Here is a 22,740-nt window from a genome sequence, read left to right as displayed (position 1 = left end):
GCGATCGCGGTGGCCGATTGTCCCGCCTGGATGGTCCGGCCACCGCGATCGTCGTTCGACGTGCCGGGTCACGAGCCGGTTCCGTTTTCGCCACCCCCGCCCCGCCGGACGGCGGGCGCTTGGCGGGGCTCGATACGATCACGTTCCTTGCTTTCTTACAGGAGCTGACCAAGATCATGTCGCAGCCGCCGTCCAGTCCCTACCCCGGTTCCTACCCCCCGCCGCAGGAGCAGCCCGGCGGCTACCAGCCGCCGCAGCAGCCCCAGTACGGCGGCGACTACCCGCAGGCCCCGCAGCAGCCGGGCGGCTTCCCGCCGGCCGGGCAGCCGGGCTTCGGCGCCCCCGCCGGCCCGCCGCCGAAGAAGTCCAAGGTCGGCAAGATCCTGCTGATCATCCTGGCCGTCGTGCTCGTGCTCTGCGTGGGCGGCGGCACGGCCATCTACTTCGCCTTGAAGGACAAGGTGGAGACCGTTAAGGAGACGGTGAAGGACGCGGTCGACGCCACCAAGACCCGTCTGGTCGAGCCCGAGACGCTGGGCGGCCGGGCGAAGGCGACCGACCCGGACCTCCAGGCCGCCGCGAACGAGCTGAAGACTGAGATCAATGGCGTCGTGCCGGGGGCGACCAGCGTCATCGGCAGCATCTACGGTGACCCGGCGAAGCAGGACCTGGTCCTGATCGCCGGCGCGTCCGGCCTGATGGCCGACCCGAAGAAGGAGCTGGACGACGCCATTGACGGCATGAGCGTCGGGCTCGGCATCAAGGAGCTCAAGTCGGTCGACGCCGGCCCGCTGGGCGGCGAGGCCAAGTGCGGCGACGGCGACGCCGGTGGCGTCCCGCTGGGGGTCTGCGTCTGGGCCGACCGGGGCAGCCTCGGGATGATCGTCATCTACTTCAAGTCCGGTGCCGACCTCAAGCCGCAGTTCGTCGCGATGCGGGGCGAGATCGAGAAGAAGGACTGACCCTTCCGACAGACCGGTGACCGGGCCCCCGCCAAGCTGGCGGGGGCCCGGTTCGCTGTGCGGATCAGTGCGAGGCGGCCCGTTCCGCCGGCCCGCGGCAGACGCAGAACTCGTTGCCCTCCGGGTCGGCCAGCACCACCCAGCCGGTGCCGTCCGGGCGACGCCGGTCGGCGACCAGGGTGGCCCCGAGGCCGAGCAGCCGCTCGACCTCGGCATCCCGGGTGCCCTCGGCCGGGTGAAGGTCAAGGTGGAACGCGCCCTTGCCGTGCCGCTCCCCCACACTCACGAAGAGCAGATCGGGGCCGTGCCCGTCGGGCGCGACGAGCACCGCCTCGGGGTCGCCCGGGTGGTCGTCGTCGTGCAGCTTCCGGTCGAGCACCTCGGCCCACCAGCTTGCCAGGACGTACGGGTCGTCGGTCTCGACGGTGACGCAGTGAATCTGTGCACTCACGGGTGCTTCCTCCTGATCGAGGTGCGCCCCGCAGGAGTCGAGTCAGCGGAAATCGGGGCGGGGCGCGGAACTGTTGACGTTGAACATCGAGCGCACCCCCTTCCGCACGTCGGGCTGACGCGGCAGATCATGTCACCGCCCCCGCCCGGCGTGCAAGACGGTTCTGACGCCGTCGGCCATAATTCGGCCTCCGCGCCGGCAGGCGGCGCTCCGGACCGAATGAAGGCCGTCCGGCCCGGCCCCCATCGTGCGGGGCCGGGCCGGACGGTTGGTTCAGCCGGTCACGGGCCGACGAACACGGCCTTCGCCCGCCAGTCGACGCCGTCCACGGCCGGGCCGCTACGGACGGTGAACGCACCGGTCGGCACGCCGGCGGACCAGTTCGTCGAGGACAGGTTACCGGTGCTCCGGTTGACCTTGTAGAGGGTGTTGCCGGACAGGAAGACCGCGCCGGCGTCGGCGAAGCCGGTCACCCCGGCGACGGTGAACTTGTCCGCGCCGACCACGCCGGTGTCCGGGGTGAACCAGCGCCAGTAGAGGCCGCCCTGACCGCCGAGGGTGTAGTACAGGCGACCGCCGCTGTAGAACATCCCGGTCACGTTCGGGATCTCGGCGTAGAAGTTGGTGGTCTTCCCGGCGTACGTCTGGTTGCCGGAGGCCGAGTCGATGGTGTCCCAGTAATCGTCGTGGTAGGGGTCGACCAGCGACGGCGTGCCGAGGGCGGTGCCGTTGAAGGTGCGCCGCCACAGCGAGCCGTTCATCCCGTAGAAGAGCGTGCCGCCGACCCAGAACGCGCCCCGCGTGGTGGACCAGGCGGTGCCGTCCGGGCTGGCCACCGGGCTCGCCGCGCCGACTGTGGTGGCCCCGTCGTACGACCGGGCCTGCACGGCGTCGGGGCTGCCGGCCGGCGGCGGCCCGGTCTTGACGATCTCGATGCCGTTGATCAGCGGGTTCTCCACCCGGTGCCGGAAGTCGATGTCGACCGAGCCGTCACTGACGATGGTGAACTCCCGCATCGTGCCGACGTTGTGCCCGACGGAGGCGGACAGGTCCAGACGGTCGAGGACGGTCGACCCCTCCAGCGCCACGTCGAAGACCCGCGAGCCGGGGGCCGCGGTGCCGTCGTAGCGGTTGGCCAGGTAGAGCCGAACCTTGATCTCGGTGCCCGTGGGCACCGGGAAGTGCCAGCTCATCTCCGGATCCCCGGCGGGGTCCCACCGCTCGCTGCTGTAGATCCCGGCGGGCGTACCGGCCGGCACGGTGGCGTCCATGCTGCCCACCGTCCCGTAGCCGGCGGCGTTGTTGCCCCCGTTGTGGTAGGAGCTGGGGTTGCCGTCCTCATCGGCCGCCCAGTCCGGTCCGCTGTCCGTCGAGGCGAGCAGCGAGCCGCCGGCGTTGACCCGGTACAGCACGTTCGTCGGCGCCGGGAGGCCGGCCTGGTAAACGTTGCCGGGCAGGGTGGCGGTGTTGGTGGCGTGCGGCGCGGCGCCGCCGGCCAACGGGAAGAACGCGATCCGCTCCCGGCGGTACTGGAAGTTGCCGATCCAGGGGGTGTCCGAGCCCATCCAGAGCCCGTCCGGGGTGACCAGCATCGTGGAGACGCCGACCCCGCGCGGGTGCCGGCCCGGGTTCCACGACAGCGGCAGGCCGCTGAGCGGGTCGAGGGCGGCGATGCTGGCCCGGCCGACCGCACCGGCCTGGGCGTTGTCGCCACCGAAGCTGTTGTTCAGCCAGCGGATGTGCCCGCCGACGTAGATGGCCTGCTCGCTGATGCCGACGGACAGGAAGGTGTCGCCGCCGCTGTAGTCGATCCAGGTGGGCTGGAGGTCGGTGCCGGTGGCGTTGGACTCCCAGCGGGCGGCGGCGTCGCAGAGCGTCCCACCGTTCGGGCCACCGGTGCTGACCACCACGAAGTAGCTGCCGTCCGGGGAGTACGCCACGTCGCGCATGTAGGAGTCGAACGCCCAGTAGAAGCAGCGCGGGGTGTACCGGCTGGTGTTCCAGTCGGCGACGGTGACCGCGGTGGCGCCCAGGTTCAGCTTGACGATCTGGTCGTGAACCACCCCGTCGGCCTTCTTGAAGTTGCCGATGACCACAAGCTGGCTGCCGTCCGGCGAGAGGGCCAGCTTCTGTGGCCCGACCCCGGCGTTGGAACCGCTGACCCCGTCGTAGTTGTGGTGCTCGGTCAGGTCCGTGGTCAGGTAGTTGTCCACCGCGCCGGTGGTGGCGTTGAGCGAGGCGAGGCCGCCACGCGGGTTCGGGTTCCCGGCGGTGGTAAAGATGCCGCCGACCAGCAGCCGGTTGCCGACCAGAACGGCGTCCTTGATCAGCCCGTTGAACGCCGGGGGGTTGAAGCTGGTGACCAGGGTGCCGGTGGCGACGTTGAGCAGGGCCGCCTTGCGTCGGGTGGTTCCGTTGACGGTGTTGAACTTCCCGACGATGTAGACCGTGCCGGCGGTGGGTCCGGCGATTACCGCATTCACCTCGTTGTCGACGTCCGGCGCGAAGCCGTTGTCCACCGTGCCGGTGGCCTTGTCGAAGGCGAGGATGTAGTTGCGGGTGATGTCCACTTCAGACCCACGGTTGCGGACCTGGGTGAAGGTGCCGGCCGCGATGATCTTCGTGCCGGCGTCGTAGATCGAGTTGACCGTACCGTCCTTGATGTCGGGCGAGGCGGCGGACGGTGCCGTCTTGACCAGCGTGCCGTGGTTGGGGGCGGCGCTGGCCGGGTTGGCTGCGGCCAGGCCGACGGCGGTGAGCGCGACGGCGGCGAACGCCGCGAGGACGCGGCGGGCCAGGGTCGAGGGGCGGGTCACTGGCAGCTCCAGTTTGGAGAGTGCGGACAGGACCGGCAGCCTACCGGCGCGGATCGGCGGACCCGGGCCCCCGGCGACCCGGCGGGAGGGCGGACCGAGGGTGCGGACCGCCGTCCGATCGCCGGGCACGGCCGGCAGAGGCGATGTCGCACCACACACCCTCAGGCACCGGTCACCCCCGGTCCAGCAATCGTCGGGTTTCTGCCCGACCACTGCGCCGCTCCCGTCCGATCAACCGACGCGGCCCGACGGGACAGCCGGGCCGGCCGCACGAAGAGATGACCGCGGCTGGTAAAACGACGGTCACCCTCAGCCAGGTCGGCGACGGTCCGAATCGGACGGACGGAAGCCCCGGTCGCCGTGCCGGTCAGGTGGCGGCGGGGGCGTCGGCGGACGGCAGGGTGACGGTCACCTCCAGGCCACCGCCCGGCTGGGCGATCGCCCGGACGGTGCCGCCGTGCGCGTCGCAGACCGCCCGGACGATGGAGAGCCCCAGGCCGGAGCCGCGGGCACCGGTACGCTCCTGGCCGCCGCGCCGGAACGGCTCGAACAGGCCCGGCACGTCGGCCGGGGCCACCTCGAAGCCGGTGTTGCCCACCACCAGCCAGGACCGCTGCCCGTCGCTGCCGGCACGAATCCACAGTCGACCGTGCAGGTGGTTGTAGCGGACGGCGTTCTCCACGAGGTTGCCGGCCAACCGGTCGAGCAGCCCCGGGTCGCCGACCACCGGCGCCGGTCGCAGCGCGGTGTGCACCTTGAGGCCGATCCGCTCCGCCTCCCGGCCCATCGCGGAGAGCGCGTTGCCCGCACCCACGGCGAGGTCACACTCGGCGCGGCGGGCCAGCCGCCGCCCCGCCTGGGCCTCGCTACGGGCCAGCACCAGCAGCGCGTCGACCAGGCCGTTCGCCCGCTCCGAGGCGTCCCGGACCACGGTGGCCATCCGGCGGTACTCGGCGCTGTCCGCCTCGTCGTCGCTGAGCGTCACGTCGATCTCGGTCCGCATCACCGCGAGAGGGGTTCGCAGCTCGTGCGAGGCGTTGGCGACGAAGCGCTTCTGCGCCTCGAAGGCGGCGGCGATGCGGTCCAGCATCGCGTCGAAGGTCTTGGCCAGCTCGGCCACCTCGTCGTCCACGCCGGACCAGCCGATCCGCTGGTCCAGCGTGGTCTCGCCGAGCCGGCGGGCGGTGGCGGTGACCTGATGCAGCGGGCGCAGCGCCCGGCCGGCCACCAGGTACGCCCCGGCGACCCCGACCACGCTGATCGCCAGCAGCGCCCCCAGACCCTTGAGCAGCAGCTCCCGAGAGGCCGCCTCGACCAGTTGCTCCTGCCACTGCCCAGCCTCGAGAATGCGCCCGTCGGCGAGCACCACCGTGGTGCCGGGCAGCAGGTCGTCGGCCGGACGCAGCCCGTCCCGGAGCAGCAGCCAGGCCAGCAGCACCAGGATCGCCCCGGCCCCGACCAGCAGCACCCCGTTGAGCAGGGTGAGCCGCAGTCGCAGGGTGGGTCGCATCCGCAGGCGGCCGGTCATGCGGCCACCTCGGCGGTGCGGTAGCCGGCCCCGACCACCGTCTCGATCAGCGGCGGGTCACCGAGCTTCTTCCGCAACGTCATGACGGTGACCCGGACGATCGTGGTGAACGGGTCGGTGTTCGCGTCCCAGACCCGCTCCAACAGCTCCTCGCTGGAGACCACCGCGCCGCGCGCCTTGAGCAGCTCGGCCAGCACGCCGAACTCCTTGTTGGTCAGGTCGACCGGCACGCCGCCGCGGGTGACCACCCGGCGGGCCGGATCGAGCACCAGGTCGGCCAGCGCCAGCACCGGCGGGGCGGCCGGGGTGGCCCGCCGGCCGAGCGCCAGCACCCGCGCGACCAGCTCGTCGAAGGCGAACGGCTTGGGCAGGTAGTCGTCGGCGCCGAGCTGCAACCCCTCGACCCGGTCGGCGACCGTGCCGCTCGCGGTCAGCATCAGCACCCGGGTCAGGGTGCCGGAGGCGGCCAGGTCGGCGCAGATCCGGTCGCCGTGCACACCGGGCAGGTCCCGGTCCAGGATCACCACGTCGTACCGGGTGACGAAGGCGGCCTCGTGCCCGGCCGTGCCGTCGTAGGCGACGTCCACGGCCATGCCGCGCTTACGCAGCCCGCGCGCGATCGCGTCGGCGAGGTTCCGCTCGTCCTCGACCACCAGTACCCGCATCCCGGCCTCCCGCCTCGTGACCTCCCGACAACCTAGTGCCGCCCGCCAAACCGGCGGCCCACGCCGCCGTTGCAAAAAACCTTCGGGTACGCCATGCTTCCCGGCACCTGGCGACAAGGAGCTGCCGTTGACCGGAACGCCCGCCGGGCGCGACGTGGCGTACCGCCGCTTCCGCTTCCCGCAGGATTTCAGCCTGGGTACGGCCGACGGGGTGGCCGCCAGCCCGGACGGCCTGGTGCTCGCCGAGTCGGCCGGCCGCGTCGACCACACCGATCCGCACAGCGGCGTCACCGCCGGCCACGAGCAGGCAACCTGGACGTCCCCGGTAATCGGGGTGGGCTTCGCCGTGGACGAGATCGTACCGTCGTGGACCGCCGACACCCCGGAGGGCGGCTGGCTCCGGGTGGAGGTGCGCGGCTGGCACGCGGACGCGCCGTCCACCGAGTGGTTCGTGCTGGGCCACTGGGCCGCCGATGAGGCAACCATCCACCGCAGCTCGGTGCCGGGGCAGACCGGCGACGACGCGCGGGTGACGGTCGACACGCTGCGCGTCGCGGCGGCGACGGTCACCGGCTGGCAGGTCCGCGTCGCCCTGCACCGCCGCTGCGACGCCGTGGCCGGCCCGGTGCTGCGGACCGTCGGCGCGGTCGCCTCGGCCGACGCATCCGCCGACCCGGCCGACGAGGGGGCGGACGCGGCCGACGCCGGCGCCCGGGGGCGGGTGCTCGACGTGCCCCGGTACGCGCAGCGGCTGCACGCCGGCGGGGAGACCCGCTGGGGCGGCGGCGGAGATTCCTGGTGCAGCCCCACCTCCGTCTCGATGGTGCTGGACTTCTGGGGCGCCGGCCCCACCCCCGACCGGTACGCCTGGGTCGACCCGCCCGGCCCCCGGCCGGTGGTGGTGCACGCCGCCCGGCACTGCTACGACCACGCGTACGCGGGGGCCGGGAACTGGGCGTTCAACACCGCGTACGCGGGCGGGCACGGGGTGGACGCCTTCGTCACCCGGCTGCGGGGCCTGTCCGAGGCGGAACGGTTCGTCGCCGCCGGCATCCCGCTGATCGTGTCGGCCGCGTTCGCCGCCGGTCAGGTGCCGGGGCTGGACTACGACACCCCTGGGCACCTGATGGTGCTGGTCGGCTTCACCGCCGACGGTGACCCGGTGCTCAACGACCCCTATGCCTCGGACGACGAGGGGGTGCGCCGGACCGTGCCACGGGCGCCGTTCGAGGCGGCCTGGCAGGCGGGCAGCGGCGGCATCGCGTACGTGGTCCGCCCCGGCTCGGTACCGCTGCCCCGGCCGCCCGCGCAGGCGAACTGGTGACTCACGAGCCGGTCGGCCAGACCATCAGCCCGCCGGACTGCCCCATGCAGACCACCGCGTCAGCGGCGGCGGCGCAGTCGCCCCAGGAGCCCGGGACCACCGCGCGGTACCGGACCTGGCCGGCCAGCAGGTCCAGCTCCGCCAGCAGCGTGCGGTCCCCGGCGACAGGGCGCAAACCGAGCGGCAGCGGCCCGTCGCCGTTTCCGCCGGTCTGCCGCCAGCGGCCCAGCTCGGCCAGGATCCGACCGGTGCCGGGATCGAGCACCGCAACCTCCACCGCCAGCCCGTCGGTTGAGGCGACGGCGACGAGTCGGTCGCCGATCCGGCCGGTGCCGACCCAGTGGTCGTCGCTCCACCGGGGACGGCCGGTGGCGGGGTCATAGGTCCGCAGACGGCCCTGCTCCCATTGGCAGATAACCACGACGCAGTTGGCGAACCAGGTCGTGCCGTCCCACCGGACCGGGAGGGTCCACCGCCGGTCCAGCCGGTCCAGGCCGTACGCCGTGACCGTGCCCGCCGCGTCGTCGACGAGCAGCAGGTCGCCCAGCACCTGGACGGTCCCGTACGACACCGGGTCGGCGGCCGGGGCCAGCCGGCCGGACCGCCGTAGCGCGCCGGAGTCGACGTCGTACTCCTCGACCCGCCCGTCGTCGGTGAGCAGCACGGCCGCCGTCACGCCCCGCTCCTCGAACCGGTACGTCATCCCCCTCTGGGGCAACGGCAGTGACCAGCGCACCGCGCCGGACGCCGGGTCGACCGACCGGATCACGCCCGGATCGCGGGCGTAGTGATCGAGGAGCACCCCGCCCGCCTGGGTCGGCGTCGGCGAGCCGGGCTGCCGCCAGCGCTCCGCGCCGGTCCGCGGATCCAGAGCGGTGGTGCGGACGTCGGACCCGTCCGGGCTGCTCGTCACCAGCAGCAGACCGGACGCCGTGATCATCCCGACCACCTCGTCGCCGACGGGCAGGGTGAACTGCCACAGCGGCGCGGCGCTGGGCAACCCGTATCCGCGGACCGGCCGGCCGCCGTCACCGACCGTGCCCGGCCGGTCGGCCACCACCAGCCGGTCGCCGACGACCAGGAAGATGGCATCCCGCACGGCCGGCACCGGGACGCCGGACAGCTGGCGGGGCATCGGCGTGCCGCCGGTCAGGGTGAGCAGGGCGGCGCAGCAGAGCGCCACCAGCCGGGCCGAGGTCGTCGGACGTCGGCGCGGCCGTGGTGCCGGCGGCTCGGGCTCGTCGCCGTGCCGCAGCTCCCCCAGCTCGATCACCCGGCTCACCGGTTCCACCACAGCACGAAACGACCGTCGATCCGGTGGCAGACCAGCAGCGCGCCGCCGGAACGGCAGTCCCCGATGGCGTCCGGCAGAGCGTCGAGGATCCGAGCGCGCCCGGCCGCCAGGTCCAGCTCGGCGATGACCAGTCGGCCGTCCGCGCCCAGCCGTACGCCGGTGATCAGGGCGTCCCCGTCCTCCCACGGGACCAGCTCCCACTCGCCGAGGTCGGCGACGAGCCGGCCGGTGTCCTCCTCCACCACGGCCAGCGCGCTGGAGGTGAGTGCCGGCCTGACGACCAGGAGTAGCCCGTCGACCGCCGTCAGCCACGACGACCACCGGGGGTCGGTCCACCGGAGCGCGCCGGTGGCCGGGTCGAGCACCAACACCCCGCCACTCTGCCGGAATGCGCAGAGCGACCGGCCGCACGAATCGGCGAAGTCGACCCCTGGCAGCGAGACGGTCCAGCGGGGCTCCAGCCGGTCCAGGTCGTAGCCGGTCACCGTGCCGTCGACGTTGCTGGCGACCAGCATCCGGCTGGTGGTCGCCACGATCCCCGAACCGGCGGGCCGGTCGCGGGCGGCCAGCCGGGCGCCGGAGGTGGTTTCGAGGACCTCCACCCGGCCGGAGTCATGCCTCAGCACCAGCCGCTCGGCCCCGACCGGCCCAGGGCGCAGCCACAGCTGGACTGAGGGCGCCGACACCGACCACACTGTCCGTCCGGTGCGGGGGTCCACCCGGCTGATCTCGTTCGCGCCAGACCCGTCGCTGGCGTTCAGTAGCACGGCGTCGCCCGCCCGGAGGGGCACGCCGGGATGCCGCCAGCCGAGGCGGCCGGTCGCGGCGTCGAGCGCCAGCGTCTCGAACCCGGTGTCGTCGGCGGCCCGGTTGGCCAGCAGCAGCCAGCCGTCCACCGCCCAGCCGGTGAGGACGACACGGTCGCCGGGCAGCGGGACCCGCCACAGTGTCCGCGCCCGACCCGCCGTCGCCCGGTACGCGACCAACTGCCGGCCGGTGCCACGCCCCGGATCGGGAGGCTCCATCACGTACACCCGGTCGTCGAGGACGAACGCCGTGGCGGTCGGACCGCCCGGCACGGTGGCGACGACCCGGCGGGGTGCGGGTGCCGCGCCGGCAAGGGTGACCACCGCCACCAGCAGCACCACCAGGCACCGGTACGGGCGGCCGACGGCCCGTGGCGGCCGGGCCGGCGGGTCGGGCGCGACGTCGTCGCGCAGCTCACCCAGATCGATGACTGCCACCACAACCATCCCTCCACCGCTGCCGCGCACCGGCGGCCGGGCCCACCGCGCAGCGCACGGGCGAATCCGGGCCGGCCGGTACGATGGCCCGTCGTGGCTGTGCCGGTGGTAGACCCCTCGCTGAAATCCTCGTCCGTCGCGACCGAACCCGCCGAGGCGGACGCGCCGCGCCGGCCCCGGCGCCGGCCGGCTCGCGCCGACGTGTTGGCCATCGGAGCCTATGCGTTAATCGGCGTTCTCGTCTGCCTCAACTACTGGGGGGACGTGCAGCACCGGGTCTCGGCGCACCTGCCGACCGACCACAGTTGGTTCGAGTGGCTCTTCGCGCACGGCGCACACTCGGTCCGGCACCTGGAGAACCCGCTGTTCACCGTCCGGCAGAACGCCCCGGACGGGGTGAACATGATGGCGAACACCGCGCTGCTCGGAGTCACCCTGCCGCTGGCGCCGCTCACCCTGCTGTTCGGCCCGCAGGTGGTGTACACGCTCTACCTGGGCGCGGCCCTGTCCGCGACGACGGCGACCTCGTATTGGGCGCTCTCCCGGCATTTGGTGGGCTCCCGCGCGGCCGCGTTCCTCGGTGGCGCGTTCCTCGGCTTCGCCCCCGGTGTCGTGCACCACGCCAACGGTCAGCCGAACTTCGCCTCCAACTTCCTGCTCCCGCTGATCGTGGTCCGGGTGCTGCGGCTCGGCGATTCGGGCCGCTGGCGGCGCGACGGAATCGTGCTGGGCCTGCTGGTGGCGTACCAGATCTTCATCAATGAGGAGATGCTGCTGCTCACCGCGTTGGCCTGCCTGGTCGTCGTGGTCGCGTACGCGGTGCAACGGCCGCGCGTCGCCCGCGAGCGGGCCGGCAGGTTCCTCGCCGCGATCGGTGTAGGCGGCGGGCTGGCCCTGCTGGTGACCGCGTACCCGATCTGGTTCCAGTTCAACGGCCCGCAGGCCTCCCGGGGTCTGCAGGGCGGGGTCTTCCACAGCTGGGGCGAGGACCTGATGGCCTTCGTCACCTTCGCCCGGGACACGGTGGCCGGTGACGAGGCGGTCGAACGGACCATCGGGCTGACCGAGCAGAACACCTGGTTCGGTTGGCCGTTGGTGCTCGTCGCGCTGGTCGCCCTGGTGCTGCTGTGGCGCCGGTCGCTGCCGGCGCGGATCGTCGCCGTACTGGTGGTGGTCTTCACGATCGGCGCGATCGGGCCGAAGGTGCGCTTCGGTGGGGTGCAGACCGGCGTCGACGGACCCTGGGCGTACGTGCCGGACGACCTGCCGCTGGTCGAGATGATGATGCCGACCCGGCTGACCCTGGTGGTGGTGGGCGCGGTCGGGGTGCTGATCGCGCTCGCCTGGGACGCCCTGGCCGGGGACGCCCTGGCCGGGGCCCCGCCCCGCTGGCTGCGCGGCCTCGGGTACGCGGCGCTCCTGGCCGCCCTGCTGCCGCTCTTCCCGCGCCCGCTGCCGGCCCAGCGGGTCGACCCGCCGCCGCACTTCATCACCGCGGGGGGCTGGCGCCCGTACGTGCCGGCCGGCCGGACCCTGGTGCCGGTGCCGATCCCGAGCAACGTGCACGGCCTGACCACGCTGCGCTGGAGCGCGCTGACCGGGCAGGAGTTCCCCATCCCCGGCGGCTACTTCATCGGCCCGAACGAGAAGGGCGAGGGCATCTTCGGCGCGCCGCTCCGGCCGACCAGCCGGCTCGTCTACGCCACCATGGACGCGAACCAGGTCCCGGCGATCACCGATGAGCACCGCCGCCAGGCGGTGGAGGACCTGCGCTTCTGGCGGGCGTCGGTGGTGGTCCTCGGCGCGAACCCGCGCGAGGCGGTGCTGCGCGACCTGATGACCGCCCTGCTCGGCCCGCCCCAACGCGTCGACGACGTCTGGCTCTGGGACGTAAGGAGGGGTCCCCTGTTAACGCCTGCGGTGTAGCAAGGGCCCGCTACTGACCACTCTGCTGGCTGGTCAACGCCCGGACGTCCCACAGCCACACGTCGAGCTCCTGCCGGGCGGGGCCGACCAACTGTTCGACGGTCCGCCGCAGCGGCTCGGCGTTCGGCTGGTCCAGCGGCAGCACCACGACGGCGGCCCGCCAGTGCCGCAGTTCGTCGAGGAATCGGCGGCGCTGCCGGTCGTCCAGTTCCGGCGTACGCCCGGTGGCCGCGACCTCCGCGAGCAGTTCGCCGATGCCGCTCGGCCGCCCGCCGAAGCGGCCCTGATCGCCGGTGACCCCGTTGCGCGGGGCGAGGAAATAGCCGCCGGGTATCCGGAAGGCCAGGTCGGTGCTGGCCGCCCAGCGCATCGGATCGGTGTTGCCCATGCCGGGCAGGGGCACCGACACCAGGGTCTGGTCCGGCCCGACATACTGCCGCCACCGGTCGGCGGTGATGAACTCCGGCACCGCCGGGCGGGTGGTGACCTGCAACGGCATCGGCGCGATCGGCAGCAGCGCGAACGCCAGGCCGGCGGCGGTGAGGGTACGCACGGTCCGCCGCTCGGCGGTGCGCAGCGACCAGGCCCGGTCGACGGCGAACGCCAGCAGCAACCCGACCACCACCGTAGTGATCAGCCCGAACCGGGTGGGCACCACCGCGTCGAGCAGCGGCAGCCGGACCAGCAGATCCCACGGGCCGGTGAACAACTCCCGGTCCCACCAGGTCACCCGCTCGCCGAGGGAGAGCACCGCGAAGATCAGCCCGGTCGCCGCGAGCGCCCGAACCAGCATCTCCCGGCGCAGCCACACCACGATGCCGACGGCCAGCAGCGACAGGCTCCAGCCGAAGAAGGCGTTCTCCTCCGAATAGTTCGGGGCCAGGTTGACGTTCGCCCGCTCGTTGCCGCCCAGCGTGGTCGAGCCCTGGGCGAAGAACGCGGAGATGTCGTTGCCGTAGTCGCGGACCGTGTCGCTGAGCCCGTGGTACGCCATCGGCCCGGCGAACTGCACCCGAAGCGGGTACGCCAGCAGCGCCCCGGCGAGCACCGCGCAGACCGCCAGCCCGGTCCCCAGCGGGCGCCACGCCGTGGCCCACCGGTGGCGCTGTTGGACAACCACCGCGAGCAGGAACACCCCGCAGGCCAGCGCGGTGAAGAGCAGAATCTCCTCGTTGATGAACGCCTGCGCGGTGACCAGCAGGGCCAGCAGCACACCGTCCCGGACCGGGCGGGTGGAGCGGGTCAGCGCCAGCACCCGCCAGACGATGAACGGCAGCAGGAACTGGGAGATGATGTTCGGGTGCCAGTTGGCGTGCGCCAGCATGGCCGGCGAGAACCCGCAGAACCAGCCACCCACCGCCGCGGCCAGCCGGTGGCGCACGACGTGCCGGGCGAGCATCCGGTACCAGGCGGCGGCGGTGCCGGCCAGGCCGAGCGTCACCAGCGTGACGAAGGAGACCGCCGGTCCGAACAGGACGGTGATCGGCACCATCGGGATGCCGAGGGCCAGGATGGCGGTGTTCGCCATCAGGTTCACCCCGTCCGGATAGTTCATCCGGTCGGTGTAGAACGGGAGTTCGCCGTGCAGCACGACGCGTACGGAGTGGGCGAGGAAATACTGCACCTGCGCCGGGTCGCTGCTGTAGAGGGCGGCCACCCGATCGGCCGGGTCGACCCAGAGCCGACTGGTCACCCAGAGCGCGGCGAGCAGAAGGACGCCGTACACGGCGAGGTCGATGCGGCGTGGGGTCCACCGCCAGCGTGGGGCTGACGGGCCCGGTCCGGCGTCTGGCGAAGGCCCCCGAACGAGGGGTTCCGGCGTGACAACGGCGATGCGGGGCTCGACAAGAGTCACAGTAGGCGGAGTCTACCGGAGCCGGAAAATAGCCGCGAAACCACACCGGCTTCCACAGTGGAGCATAACCGGCGGAGGATGAGGGCCGGGGCGGAGGGGCTGACCGGACATCTCGTACCATGTGCTTTCCAACCACGACCGAGGACGCGATCGGGGGCGTACAGGTGGCAGCAGTCCGCCGACCCGGCACGACGGCCACCGCGCTGCTGGGCCTGCTGCTGGCCGCGTCCGGGTGTGGGCCCGCCATCGCACGACAGCCGGCCGACCTGCGAGCCGGCTACGACAGCCTGGACGGGGCGCTGACCGTCTGGCCGGCGCGCGGCAGCATGGCCGGTGAGCCCGCCGCGACCGCCGGGATCAGCTCGGCCGTACGGGACTGGCGTTCGCCGGTCGACGACCGGGCGCACCTGCCGTCGTCCGGCATTCTCTACACCGGCCAGGTCGGCGGGGCGCCGCTGGCCCTGGTCGCCGCCGACGTGCCCGGCGAGAGCGCGTCCTGGCTGCTGCAACTCGGCCGCGACGGGGACCGGTGGCGGGTGACCCACGCCACCGAGTACACCGACCCCGGCTACCTGGTCTACTCCGACGTGCTGCCGGTCCAACTGCCGGAGGGCCGCCGTTACTTCACCTCGGCCCGGGTGCAGCGGCTGCTCGGCCCGGACGGCCGGGCGCTGGCCAGCGCCGACGGCGTCACCGAGCCGATCACCGTGCCGGCCTGCCAGGCGGTGGAACTGACCGCGACGCTGCGCCCCACCCGGTCGCTGCCGCGCGGCCGGGCCGCGGACCGCCTCCTCGACCTGGGTACGGCCACCGCCGCCCCCCGCTATCCCCTGGTCCGTGACGAGACCGGCTCCGGCAAGCGGGCCCTGGCCGGGCTGGACACCTGCGTCCTCGCCGACGCCACGGGGCCGTTCGGCAGCCTCCCGCGCCGTGGCGGCGACGGGGAGCCGTCGCGCTCGGTCCCGGCGTCCTGGCCGACCGCGAAGATCGCGGTCCGGTCGCTGGGCGAGGTGGCGCTGGGTGACGGCAAGCCGGGCGACCTGGAGCAGCTCAGCTGGGAAAGCGCCACCGGCACGATGACCGCGGTGCTCTACCGCCCGGCCGACGGCGCCGCGCCCATCGTCTCCCCGGCCGACCGGTCCAGCGAGTTGCAGGCCTACCGCCTCCCCGTGCCGGGGCAGCCGGTGGCGGTGCTGAGCTGGCGCGTCAACCGGGACGCCTCGTTCGCCGCTCCCCCGGGGACCTCACGGCTGGTGGAACGGCCGGGGCTGGTGGTGGTGCCGCAGCCGGACCGCACGCTGACGTTCAGCCTGGCGGGCACCGACAAGACCTGGTACAGATCCATCGACGGACGCTGACCAAGGGCCCGTACTAGTGTCCGATCATGGATTGCTACACGTGCCACAGCAACCAGCAGATCCCCACCCTGCCGCCACGTGAACTCATCGCCGTCGACGACCACTGGCGGGTCGCCCACGCCTTCGACACGGCGCTGCCGGGCTGGCTGGTACTCGTTCCCCTCCGACATGTGACCTCAATCGCTGACCTGACTGACGCCGAAGCGGCCAGCCTTGGCACCTGGCAGGTACGGCTTTCCCGGGCGCTGCGGACCGTGACCGGATGCGCGAAGACCTACCTGGTGCAGTTCGCGGAGAAGGAGGGATTCGCCCACGTGCACTTCCACGTGGTGCCACGCATGCCCGATCTCCCCGACGACCGCCGCGGCCCTGCCATCTTCGGCTACCTGGACACACCCGAGGACCATCGCGTCAGCGAGCGACAGCAGGACGAACTCGCGACCGCACTCCACGCACAGCTTCAGGGTTCCTGAGATCTTGGAGACTTTCCGTTCACTGCGAACGGAAAGTCTCCAAGATCCGCGACCGGCCGGCCTTCCGCCGGCCCCCGGACGGTGAGGTGGAGCCAGGCACGGGCAGCCCGGTGAGGACGCGCGCAACGGCGCACGGGCGGCCAGGTGCACCCCGGCCGCCCGTGCGTGAGTGGCGTCAGTTCTTGGCGGGGGCCTTGGCGGGGGCTTTGTCGGCGGGCGGTGCAACGGGATCGGCGTCCAGGCCGGAGATCCAGCCGGTGACATCCCGGGCCACGTCCTGCGCGGTCAGGCCGAGGTCGGCCAGGATCTGTGCCCGGGTGCCGTGCGGGTGCCAGTCGGCCGGCACGCCCAGGTCCTTCAGCGGCACCCGGACGTCGGCGTCCCGCATGGCCTGGCCGAGCGCGTCGCCGACACCACCGATCCGGACGCCGTCCTCGACGGTGACCACGAGCCGGTGCGCGGCGGCCAACTGGACCAGCTCGGCCGGGACCGGGCGGACCCAGCGCGGGTCGACCACGGTGACGCCGTAGCCCTGCTCGGCGACCCGGGCGGCCACCTCCATGCCGAGGCCGGCGAACGAGCCGACCGCGACCAGCAGCACGTCGGTACGCGTCGACTCGGCCAGCACGTCGACCGTGCCGACCCGGCGGACGGCCGGAAGATCGCCGGCGACGGAGCCGGTCGGGAAGCGCAGGATGGTCGGGCCGTCCTCCACCGCGACCGCCTCGCGCAGCTCCTCGCGGAGGCTGGCCGAGTCGCGGGGCGCGGCGATCCGCAGGCCCGGCACCACACCGAAGACCGACATGTCCCAGATGCCGTAGTGGCTCGGCCCGTCCGGGCCGGTGATGCCGGCCCGGTCCAGCACGAAGGTGACCGGCAGCTTGTGCATCGCCACGTCCAGCAGCACCTGGTCGAAGGCACGGTTGAGGAAGGTGGCGTACACGGCCACCACCGGGTGCAGCCCGCCCATGGCGAGCCCGGCGGCCGAGGTGGCGGCGTGCTGCTCGGCGATGCCCACGTCGTACACCCGCTTCGGGTACTTGCGGGCCAGGGCGGCGATGCCGGTCGGCTCGGCCATGGCGGCGGTGATGCCGACCACGTCGGGCCGCTCGTCGGCGATGGCGACCAGTTCGTCGGCGAAGATGTGGGTCCACTTCACCGACGGCGCGGCGACCAGTTGGCCGGTCTCGACGTCGAAGGCGCCGCCCGGGCCGTGCAGGCAGTCCGCCTCGTCCTCCTCGGCCGGGCGGTAGCCGTAGCCCTTGCGGGTGACCGCGTGCACGATCACCGGGCCGCCGAAGTTCTTCGCGGCGCGCAGCGCCGACTCGACCGCGGTCACGTCGTGGCCGTCGACCGGACCGACGTACTTGATGCCGAGGTCCTCGAACATGGCCTGCGGGGCGACCGCGTCCTTGATGCCCTTCTTGACCGCGTGCAGCACCTCGTACATCGGCCTGCCGACGAACGGGGTGTTGCCGAGGGCGTCCTTCACGGTGTCGAGCACCCTCTCGTAGCCCGGGTTGAGCCGCAGCGAGGAGAGGTGATCGGCGAGGCCGCCGATGGTCGGCGAGTAGGACCGGCCGTTGTCGTTGACCACGATGACCAGGGGGTTGCCGGCGGTGGCGATGTTGTTCAACGCCTCCCAGCACATGCCGCCGGTCAGCGCGCCGTCGCCGACCACGGCGACCACGCAGCGCCGCTCGCCGCGCAGCGCGTACGCCTTCGCCAGCCCGTCGGCGTAGGACAGGGCGGTGGAGGCGTGCGAGTTCTCAATCAGGTCGTGCTCGCTCTCGGCCTGGCTGGGGTAGCCCGAGAGGCCACCACGCTGGCGGAGCTTGTCGAAGCCCTCCTGCCGACCGGTGACGATCTTGTGTACGTAGGCCTGGTGGCCGGTGTCGAACAGGAGCCGGTCCCGCGGCGAGTCGAAAACCCGGTGCATGGCCAGGGTCAGCTCGACGACGCCCAGGTTGGGGCCGATGTGCCCGCCGGTGCGGGAAACCTTGGTGATCAGGAAGTCACGGATCTCGGCGGCGAGGATGTCCAGTTGCTCGGCGGTCATCCGCTTCACGTCCTGCGGGCCACGGACGGTGCGCAGCAACCGGCCGTGGTTGGCCGTGTCCTCTTCAACGCTCATGACCGAAGAGTCTATCGGCCGCCCACCGACCCGCAGCCCGACCATGGATCTCCGCAGCCGCCGACGGCGGTCACGCGGTGACGACCAACCGACGCGGCGGGGCCGGCGGCACGGCCCCGTACGCCGGGCCGGACGGGGTCCACGAGCCCAGCACTGCGGCCCGGGACGCCCCGGTCACCGACGGGATCGCCCCGGGCAGCCCGTGCCAGGAGAGCCAGCCGAGCAGGGCGAACGCGTACGCCTCCTTGGCCTGCGCCGGCACCCCCAGCTCGTCGGTGGTCCGCAGCCGCCACCGCCCCTGCCCGAGCGCGGCCAGCCGGGCCCGCAGGGTCGCATTGCGCACACCCCCGCCGGCCGCGACGACCTCGGTCACTGCGAACCGGTCACATTCGGCGGCCACCGTCCGGGCGGTCAACTCGGTCAGCGTGGCGAGCACGTCGTCGGCGGCCACCGGCTCGCCCAGGGCGGCCAGCTTCCCGTCCAGGTAGCCGCCGTGGAACAGCTCCTTCCCGGTGGACTTGGGCGGGGGCGCGGCGTAGTAGGGCTCGGCGAGCAGCAGCTCCAGCAGGCCCGGGTGCACCCGGCCGGCCGCCGCGCGGGCGCCGTCGAGGTCGCAGGGGCGGCCGAGAAGGCGCCGGGCCGCCGCGTCTAGCAGGGCATTGGCCGGGCCCACGTCGTACCCGAGGACGGGTGCGCCGGGGGCGACCACGGTGAGGTTGGCGATCCCGCCCAGGTTGAGCGCCGCACGCTTACCGGCGGCCCGGTTGAGCGCCGGGCCCGGACCGGGCCCGCCCGGGTCGAGCAGCAGCGCGTCGAAGGCCGGCACCAGTGGGGCGCCCTGGCCGCCGGCCGCCACGTCCGCCGACCGCAGGTCGTGCAGCACCGGTACGCCCACCCGGGCGGCCACCCGGGCCGGCGCACCGAGTTGGAGGGTGCCCCGGACGCGGCCCGCCTCGACCCAGTGGAAGACGGTCTGTCCGGGCGAGACCACCGCGTCGACCCGGCCCCCGGCCAGCTCGACCCCGACCGCCGCCGCCTCGGCGAAGACCTCCCCGAGCCGGTTGTCCAGCCGGCAGACCGCCTCGATCGTGGTGGCCGCCGGGGGCAGCAGCGCGCCGATCTCGGCGCGCAGGTCGTCGGGAAAGTCCAGGCCGTGGTGCCCGAGCGGACGCAGCCGCAGCGTCTCCCCGTCCCGGGTGAACTCGGCCGCCGCCACGTCCACCCCGTCGTACGACGTCCCCGACATCAGCCCGACGATCTTCATCGGGCCAGGTTATTCAGCTGGTGGGCGGGAGGAACAGACCGACCAGCTCGACGTGCTGGGTCATCGGGAACAGGTCGAAGCCGCGCAGCGCGGCCAGCCGCCAACCCAGCTCGGTGAACGCGCGCACGTCCCGGGCGAAGGCGGCCGGGTCGCAGGCCACGTACGCCACCGCGCGCGGACCGGCGGCGACGATGTGCCGCACCACCGGCGCGCCAGCGCCGGAGCGGGGCGGGTCGAGCACCACCAGGTCGACCGGGCCGGTGACCCGACGGCGGCCCAGCGCGGTCTCCACCCGGGCCGCGACCACCTCCACCCCGGGCAGGTCGGCCAGGTTCTCCCGGGCGGCGGCCACGCCCTGCTCGGCGGACTCGACGAGGGTGATCCGGGCGTCGCCGACCCGGCCGGCCAGGGCCGCGGCGAAGAGGCCGGCACCGCCGTACAGGTCCCAGGCGGTCTCGCCGGGCTGCGGGGCGAGCAGGTCGAGGACCGCGCCGACCAGGGCGTCCGCCGCCGCGGGGTGGACCTGCCAGAAGCTGGACGCGGACAGCTGCCACTCCCGGCCGGCGGCCGTTTCGCGGACCAGGGCCGGACCGCTGATCGGGGTGGGCGTCCCCTCGGCGAACGCGGTGACGCTGACGTCCCCGCCGGTGGAGGCGACCGTCTCCACCGCGTCGGCGTCCGGCCAGCGGGCCCCGCTGGGGAGCAGCACCGGCAGCTCCTGGATGGCCGGGTGGGCGATCAGGCAGCGGTCGACCGGCACCACCTGGTGCGAACGATGTTTGAGCAGGCCGGCCCGGCCGGCGCCGTCGACCGTGTAGCGGACCCGGGAGCGCCAGCCCAGCGGGCCGCCGGGCAGCGCCGCCACCCGCAGGTCGAGGGCGCCGATCTGCCCGTCGGTGAGACCGCCGAGCCGGGTGAGCTGCTCGCGCACCACGGCGGTCTTCCAGTCGAGCTGGGCCGTGGGGGCGACGTGCTGGAGGTCGCAGCCGCCGCAGCGGCCCGGCCTCGCGTACGGGCAGGGCGGCTCGACCCGGTCCGGGGAGGCGACCAGGATCTCCACCGCGTCGGCGCGGGCGAAGCCCCGGTGCAGCTCGGTCACCTCGGCCACCACCCGCTCCCCGGGCAGCGCGTGCCGCACGAAGACCACCTGGCCGTCCACCCGGGCCACGCAGTGCCCGCCGGGCGCGACCGCGTCCACGGTCAGCTCGACCCGCTCGGCCTCCTCCAGCCCGCGTCGGGCGGGCGCCGTCACGGGCGCTCCCCGGTGGTCGAGCCGGTCTGCGCCGGCGGGGCGGATACCACCGGCGGGGCGGCGGGCGGCAGAGTGCTGCGCGGTGCCACCCGAGGCCCGCGCTTCGGGCCGCGGGTGAGCGTGGCGTCCAGCCGGTCCAGGTTCTTGCTGGCGGTGGAGGCGAGCTGCCAGGGCACGCTGGTCACCATCACGCCCGGCTCGAAGAGCAGCCGCCCCTTCAGCCGCAGCGCGCTCTGGTTGTGCAACAGGTTCTCCCACCAGCGGCCCACCACGTACTCGGGGATGAAGACGGTGACCACGTCGCGGGGCGACTCCCGGCGGACCGAGGCGACGAAGTTCAGGATCGGCCGGGTGATCTCCCGGTACGGAGAGTCGATCACGGTCAGTGGCACGGGCAGCTCCCGCCTTTCCCAGTCCTCCTGCAGGTCCCGGGTGTCCTTCTCGTCGACGTTGACGGTCACCGCGGTCACCGTGTCCGGCCGGGTGGCCCGGGCGTACGCGATGGCCCGTAGCGTCGGCTGGTGCAGCTTGCTGACCAGCACGATGGCGTGGTTACGGGCGGGCAGCACGCCCCGGGCCTCGGTCGGCTCCAGCTCGGCGGCGACCCGGTCGTAGTGCCGGCGGATGGCCAGCATCAGCAGATAGATCACCGCCATCGCGGCGATCGCGATCCAGGCGCCGAGCAGGAACTTGGTGATCAGCACGATGATCAGGACCGTGCCGGTCAGGACCATGCCGAAGCCGTTGATCGCCCGGGAGCGCACCATTCGGCGACGCGCCTCCCGGTCCCGCTCGTGGCGCAGGTGCCGGTTCCAGTGCCGGATCATGCCCGCCTGGGAAAGGGTGAACGAGACGAACACCCCGACGATGTAGAGCTGGATGAGCCGGGTCACCTCGGCCTGGAAACCGATGATCAGCACGGCCGCGAAGACGGCGAGGAACAGGATGCCGTTGGAGAACGCCAGCCGGTCGCCCCGGGTGTGCAACTGGCGTGGCAGGTAGCGGTCCTGGGCAAGGATCGAGCCGAGCACCGGGAAGCCGTTGAAGGCGGTGTTGGCGGCCAGGAACAGGATCAGCGCGGTCACCCCGGCGACCACGAAGAGCAGCACCGACCCGTGGCCGAAGACCGCCTCGCCGAGCTGGGTCGTGACGGTCTTCTGCACGTACCCGTCCGGCCCGGAGATGATCTGGCTCGGGGACTCGACGAACTGCAGGCCGGTCAGCCGGGCCAGCCAGATGATCCCGAACAGCATGCTCACCGCGATAAGCCCGAGCATCAGCAGGGTGGTGGCCGCGTTGCGGCTCTTCGGCGCCCGGAACGCCGGCACCCCGTTGGAGATCGCCTCCACACCGGTGAGCGCGGCGCTGCCCGAGGAGAAGGTCCGCAGCAGCAGGAACACCAGCGCGAACCCGGTCACGCTGTGCTCCGCCTGGATCTGCAGACCGGCGCTGGGCGCGCGCAGCTCGTGACCGAGGACGAAGATCCGGATCAGGCCGGTGAGCAGCATGGCGCCGATCACGATCACGAAGCCGTAGGTCGGGATGGCGAACGCCGTGCCGGACTCGCGCAGGCCGCGCAGGTTCATCGCGGTGAGCAGGGTCACCGCGATGACCGCGATCAGCACCTTGTGGGTGGCCACGAACGGCAGCACGGAGCCGAGGTTGGCCACCCCGGAGGAGATCGAGACCGCGACGGTGAGCACGTAGTCGACCAGCAGCGCGCTGGCCACCGCCAGCCCGGCGCGCGGCCCCAGGTTGACCGTCGCCACCTCGTAGTCGCCGCCTCCGGAGGGGTAGGCGTGCACGTTCTGCCGGTAGCTCGCCACCACGGTGAGCATCACCACGACCACCGCGAGCGCGATCCACGGTGAGTAGAGATACGCCGACGCGCCCGCGATGGAGAGCGTCAGGAGGATCTCGTCCGGCGCGTACGCGACGCTGGAGAGCGCGTCGGAGGCGAAGACCGGCAGCGCGATCCGCTTCGGCAGGAGGGTGTGCTGAAGACGGTCGGACCGGAACGGTCGACCGACGAGGAGTCGCTTCAGCAGCGAGGTGGGTCTGGCCACAATCGCCAAGGGTACGACCACCCGACCGTAGCGGTCAGGGTGGCTGATCACCGGTGCGCCAGCCCACGCGGTACGGTCGATCCTCGTCGGCGGCGGGGACGTGGCAGGCTCGCGGTCGACGGGCCCAT

General features: G+C 73.0%; 16 protein-coding genes. 5 read left to right on the top strand and 11 right to left on the bottom strand.

The window, feature by feature from the left end:
* Window positions 1–176: 176 nt before the first annotated feature.
* Window positions 177–962 carry a hypothetical protein gene (locus tag AB0C02_RS11440; RefSeq protein WP_357544161.1) on the top strand — a complete coding sequence of 262 codons (786 nt, stop codon included), beginning with the start codon at window positions 177–179 and terminating at the stop codon, window positions 960–962.
* A 64-nt stretch (window positions 963–1,026) separates the two neighbouring features.
* Here AB0C02_RS11440 and AB0C02_RS11435 read toward each other — a convergent pair whose 3' ends face one another.
* The 4 genes from AB0C02_RS11435 to AB0C02_RS11420 form a co-directional block, all read right to left on the bottom strand.
* Window positions 1,027–1,413, bottom strand: a complete 387-nt coding sequence (locus AB0C02_RS11435; protein WP_357544138.1) for a VOC family protein — start codon at window positions 1,411–1,413, stop codon at window positions 1,027–1,029.
* Between the two features lie 281 nt (window positions 1,414–1,694).
* A complete protein-coding gene (locus AB0C02_RS11430) occupies window positions 1,695–4,229 on the bottom strand; it encodes a malectin domain-containing carbohydrate-binding protein (protein ID WP_357544099.1) in 2,535 nt (844 codons plus the stop codon).
* Window positions 4,230–4,596: 367 nt separating this feature from the next.
* Window positions 4,597–5,757, bottom strand: coding sequence for a HAMP domain-containing sensor histidine kinase (locus tag AB0C02_RS11425; RefSeq protein WP_357544051.1), 1,161 nt, complete (start codon window positions 5,755–5,757; stop codon window positions 4,597–4,599).
* The gene (locus AB0C02_RS11420; RefSeq protein ID WP_357544002.1) at window positions 5,754–6,422 is read right to left on the bottom strand and encodes a response regulator transcription factor; all 669 of its coding nucleotides are present in this window, start codon (window positions 6,420–6,422) and stop codon (window positions 5,754–5,756) included. Before AB0C02_RS11420 ends, AB0C02_RS11425 begins: the two co-directional genes overlap by 4 nt.
* A gap of 127 nt (window positions 6,423–6,549) precedes the next feature.
* Between AB0C02_RS11420 and AB0C02_RS11415 the strand changes: the two genes are divergently transcribed.
* On the top strand, window positions 6,550–7,746 hold the full coding sequence (locus AB0C02_RS11415; protein WP_357543977.1) for a peptidase C39 family protein: 1,197 nt from the start codon (window positions 6,550–6,552) through the stop codon (window positions 7,744–7,746).
* Window position 7,747: 1 nt separating this feature from the next.
* On the opposite strand, the gene AB0C02_RS11410 is transcribed toward AB0C02_RS11415, so the two are convergent.
* Both AB0C02_RS11410 and AB0C02_RS11405 read right to left on the bottom strand, forming a co-directional pair.
* Window positions 7,748–9,028, bottom strand: a complete 1,281-nt coding sequence (locus AB0C02_RS11410) for a PQQ-binding-like beta-propeller repeat protein (RefSeq protein WP_357543952.1) — start codon at window positions 9,026–9,028, stop codon at window positions 7,748–7,750.
* Window positions 9,025–10,284, bottom strand: coding sequence for a PQQ-binding-like beta-propeller repeat protein (locus AB0C02_RS11405; protein WP_357543927.1), 1,260 nt, complete (start codon window positions 10,282–10,284; stop codon window positions 9,025–9,027). The genes AB0C02_RS11410 and AB0C02_RS11405 overlap by 4 nt, the downstream gene beginning before the upstream one ends.
* A gap of 120 nt (window positions 10,285–10,404) precedes the next feature.
* On the opposite strand from AB0C02_RS11405, the gene AB0C02_RS11400 reads away from it, so the two are divergent.
* Window positions 10,405–12,210, top strand: a complete 1,806-nt coding sequence (locus AB0C02_RS11400; protein ID WP_357544527.1) for a hypothetical protein — start codon at window positions 10,405–10,407, stop codon at window positions 12,208–12,210.
* Between the two features lie 10 nt (window positions 12,211–12,220).
* On the opposite strand, the gene AB0C02_RS11395 is transcribed toward AB0C02_RS11400, so the two are convergent.
* Entirely contained in the window at window positions 12,221–14,044 is a 1,824-nt protein-coding gene (locus AB0C02_RS11395) for a hypothetical protein (protein WP_357544526.1), read from the bottom strand.
* Between the two features lie 185 nt (window positions 14,045–14,229).
* Here AB0C02_RS11395 and AB0C02_RS11390 point away from each other — a divergent pair, with 185 nt between their 5' ends.
* Both AB0C02_RS11390 and AB0C02_RS11385 read left to right on the top strand, forming a co-directional pair.
* The gene (locus AB0C02_RS11390) at window positions 14,230–15,423 is read left to right on the top strand and encodes a hypothetical protein (RefSeq protein ID WP_357543913.1); all 1,194 of its coding nucleotides are present in this window, start codon (window positions 14,230–14,232) and stop codon (window positions 15,421–15,423) included.
* A 26-nt stretch (window positions 15,424–15,449) separates the two neighbouring features.
* Entirely contained in the window at window positions 15,450–15,896 is a 447-nt protein-coding gene (locus AB0C02_RS11385; RefSeq protein ID WP_357543867.1) for an HIT family protein, read from the top strand.
* A gap of 175 nt (window positions 15,897–16,071) precedes the next feature.
* Here AB0C02_RS11385 and dxs read toward each other — a convergent pair whose 3' ends face one another.
* The 4 genes from dxs to AB0C02_RS11365 all read right to left on the bottom strand — a co-directional run bounded on the left by dxs (window position 16,072) and on the right by AB0C02_RS11365 (window position 22,612).
* A complete protein-coding gene (dxs, locus tag AB0C02_RS11380) occupies window positions 16,072–18,030 on the bottom strand; it encodes a 1-deoxy-D-xylulose-5-phosphate synthase (RefSeq protein WP_357543834.1) in 1,959 nt (652 codons plus the stop codon).
* 70 nt (window positions 18,031–18,100) lie between these two features.
* A complete protein-coding gene (locus tag AB0C02_RS11375; RefSeq protein WP_357543797.1) occupies window positions 18,101–19,294 on the bottom strand; it encodes an anhydro-N-acetylmuramic acid kinase in 1,194 nt (397 codons plus the stop codon).
* A 13-nt stretch (window positions 19,295–19,307) separates the two neighbouring features.
* Entirely contained in the window at window positions 19,308–20,546 is a 1,239-nt protein-coding gene (locus AB0C02_RS11370; protein WP_357543780.1) for a TRAM domain-containing protein, read from the bottom strand.
* Window positions 20,543–22,612, bottom strand: a complete 2,070-nt coding sequence (locus AB0C02_RS11365) for an APC family permease (protein ID WP_357543743.1) — start codon at window positions 22,610–22,612, stop codon at window positions 20,543–20,545. The genes AB0C02_RS11370 and AB0C02_RS11365 overlap by 4 nt, the downstream gene beginning before the upstream one ends.
* Window positions 22,613–22,740: the final 128 nt, after the last annotated feature.

This window comes from Micromonospora sp. NPDC048999, assembly GCF_040649295.1.
In the GTDB taxonomy this organism is placed as follows: Bacteria; Actinomycetota; Actinomycetes; order Mycobacteriales; family Micromonosporaceae; genus Micromonospora.
This window is presented reverse-complemented; position numbering and strand designations above follow the sequence as displayed.

What these genes read in the sequence shown, in the direction of transcription:
- AB0C02_RS11425 (WP_357544051.1), bottom strand. Translation starts at nt 5,757, where the DNA reads ATGACCGGCCGCCTGCGGATGCGACCCACCCTGCGACTGCGGCTCACC.
- AB0C02_RS11375 (WP_357543797.1), bottom strand. Translation starts at nt 19,294, where the DNA reads ATGAAGATCGTCGGGCTGATGTCGGGGACGTCGTACGACGGGGTGGAC.
- dxs (WP_357543834.1), bottom strand. Translation starts at nt 18,030, where the DNA reads ATGAGCGTTGAAGAGGACACGGCCAACCACGGCCGGTTGCTGCGCACC.
- AB0C02_RS11440 (WP_357544161.1), top strand. Translation starts at nt 177, where the DNA reads ATGTCGCAGCCGCCGTCCAGTCCCTACCCCGGTTCCTACCCCCCGCCG.
- AB0C02_RS11420 (WP_357544002.1), bottom strand. Translation starts at nt 6,422, where the DNA reads ATGCGGGTACTGGTGGTCGAGGACGAGCGGAACCTCGCCGACGCGATC.
- AB0C02_RS11385 (WP_357543867.1), top strand. Translation starts at nt 15,450, where the DNA reads ATGGATTGCTACACGTGCCACAGCAACCAGCAGATCCCCACCCTGCCG.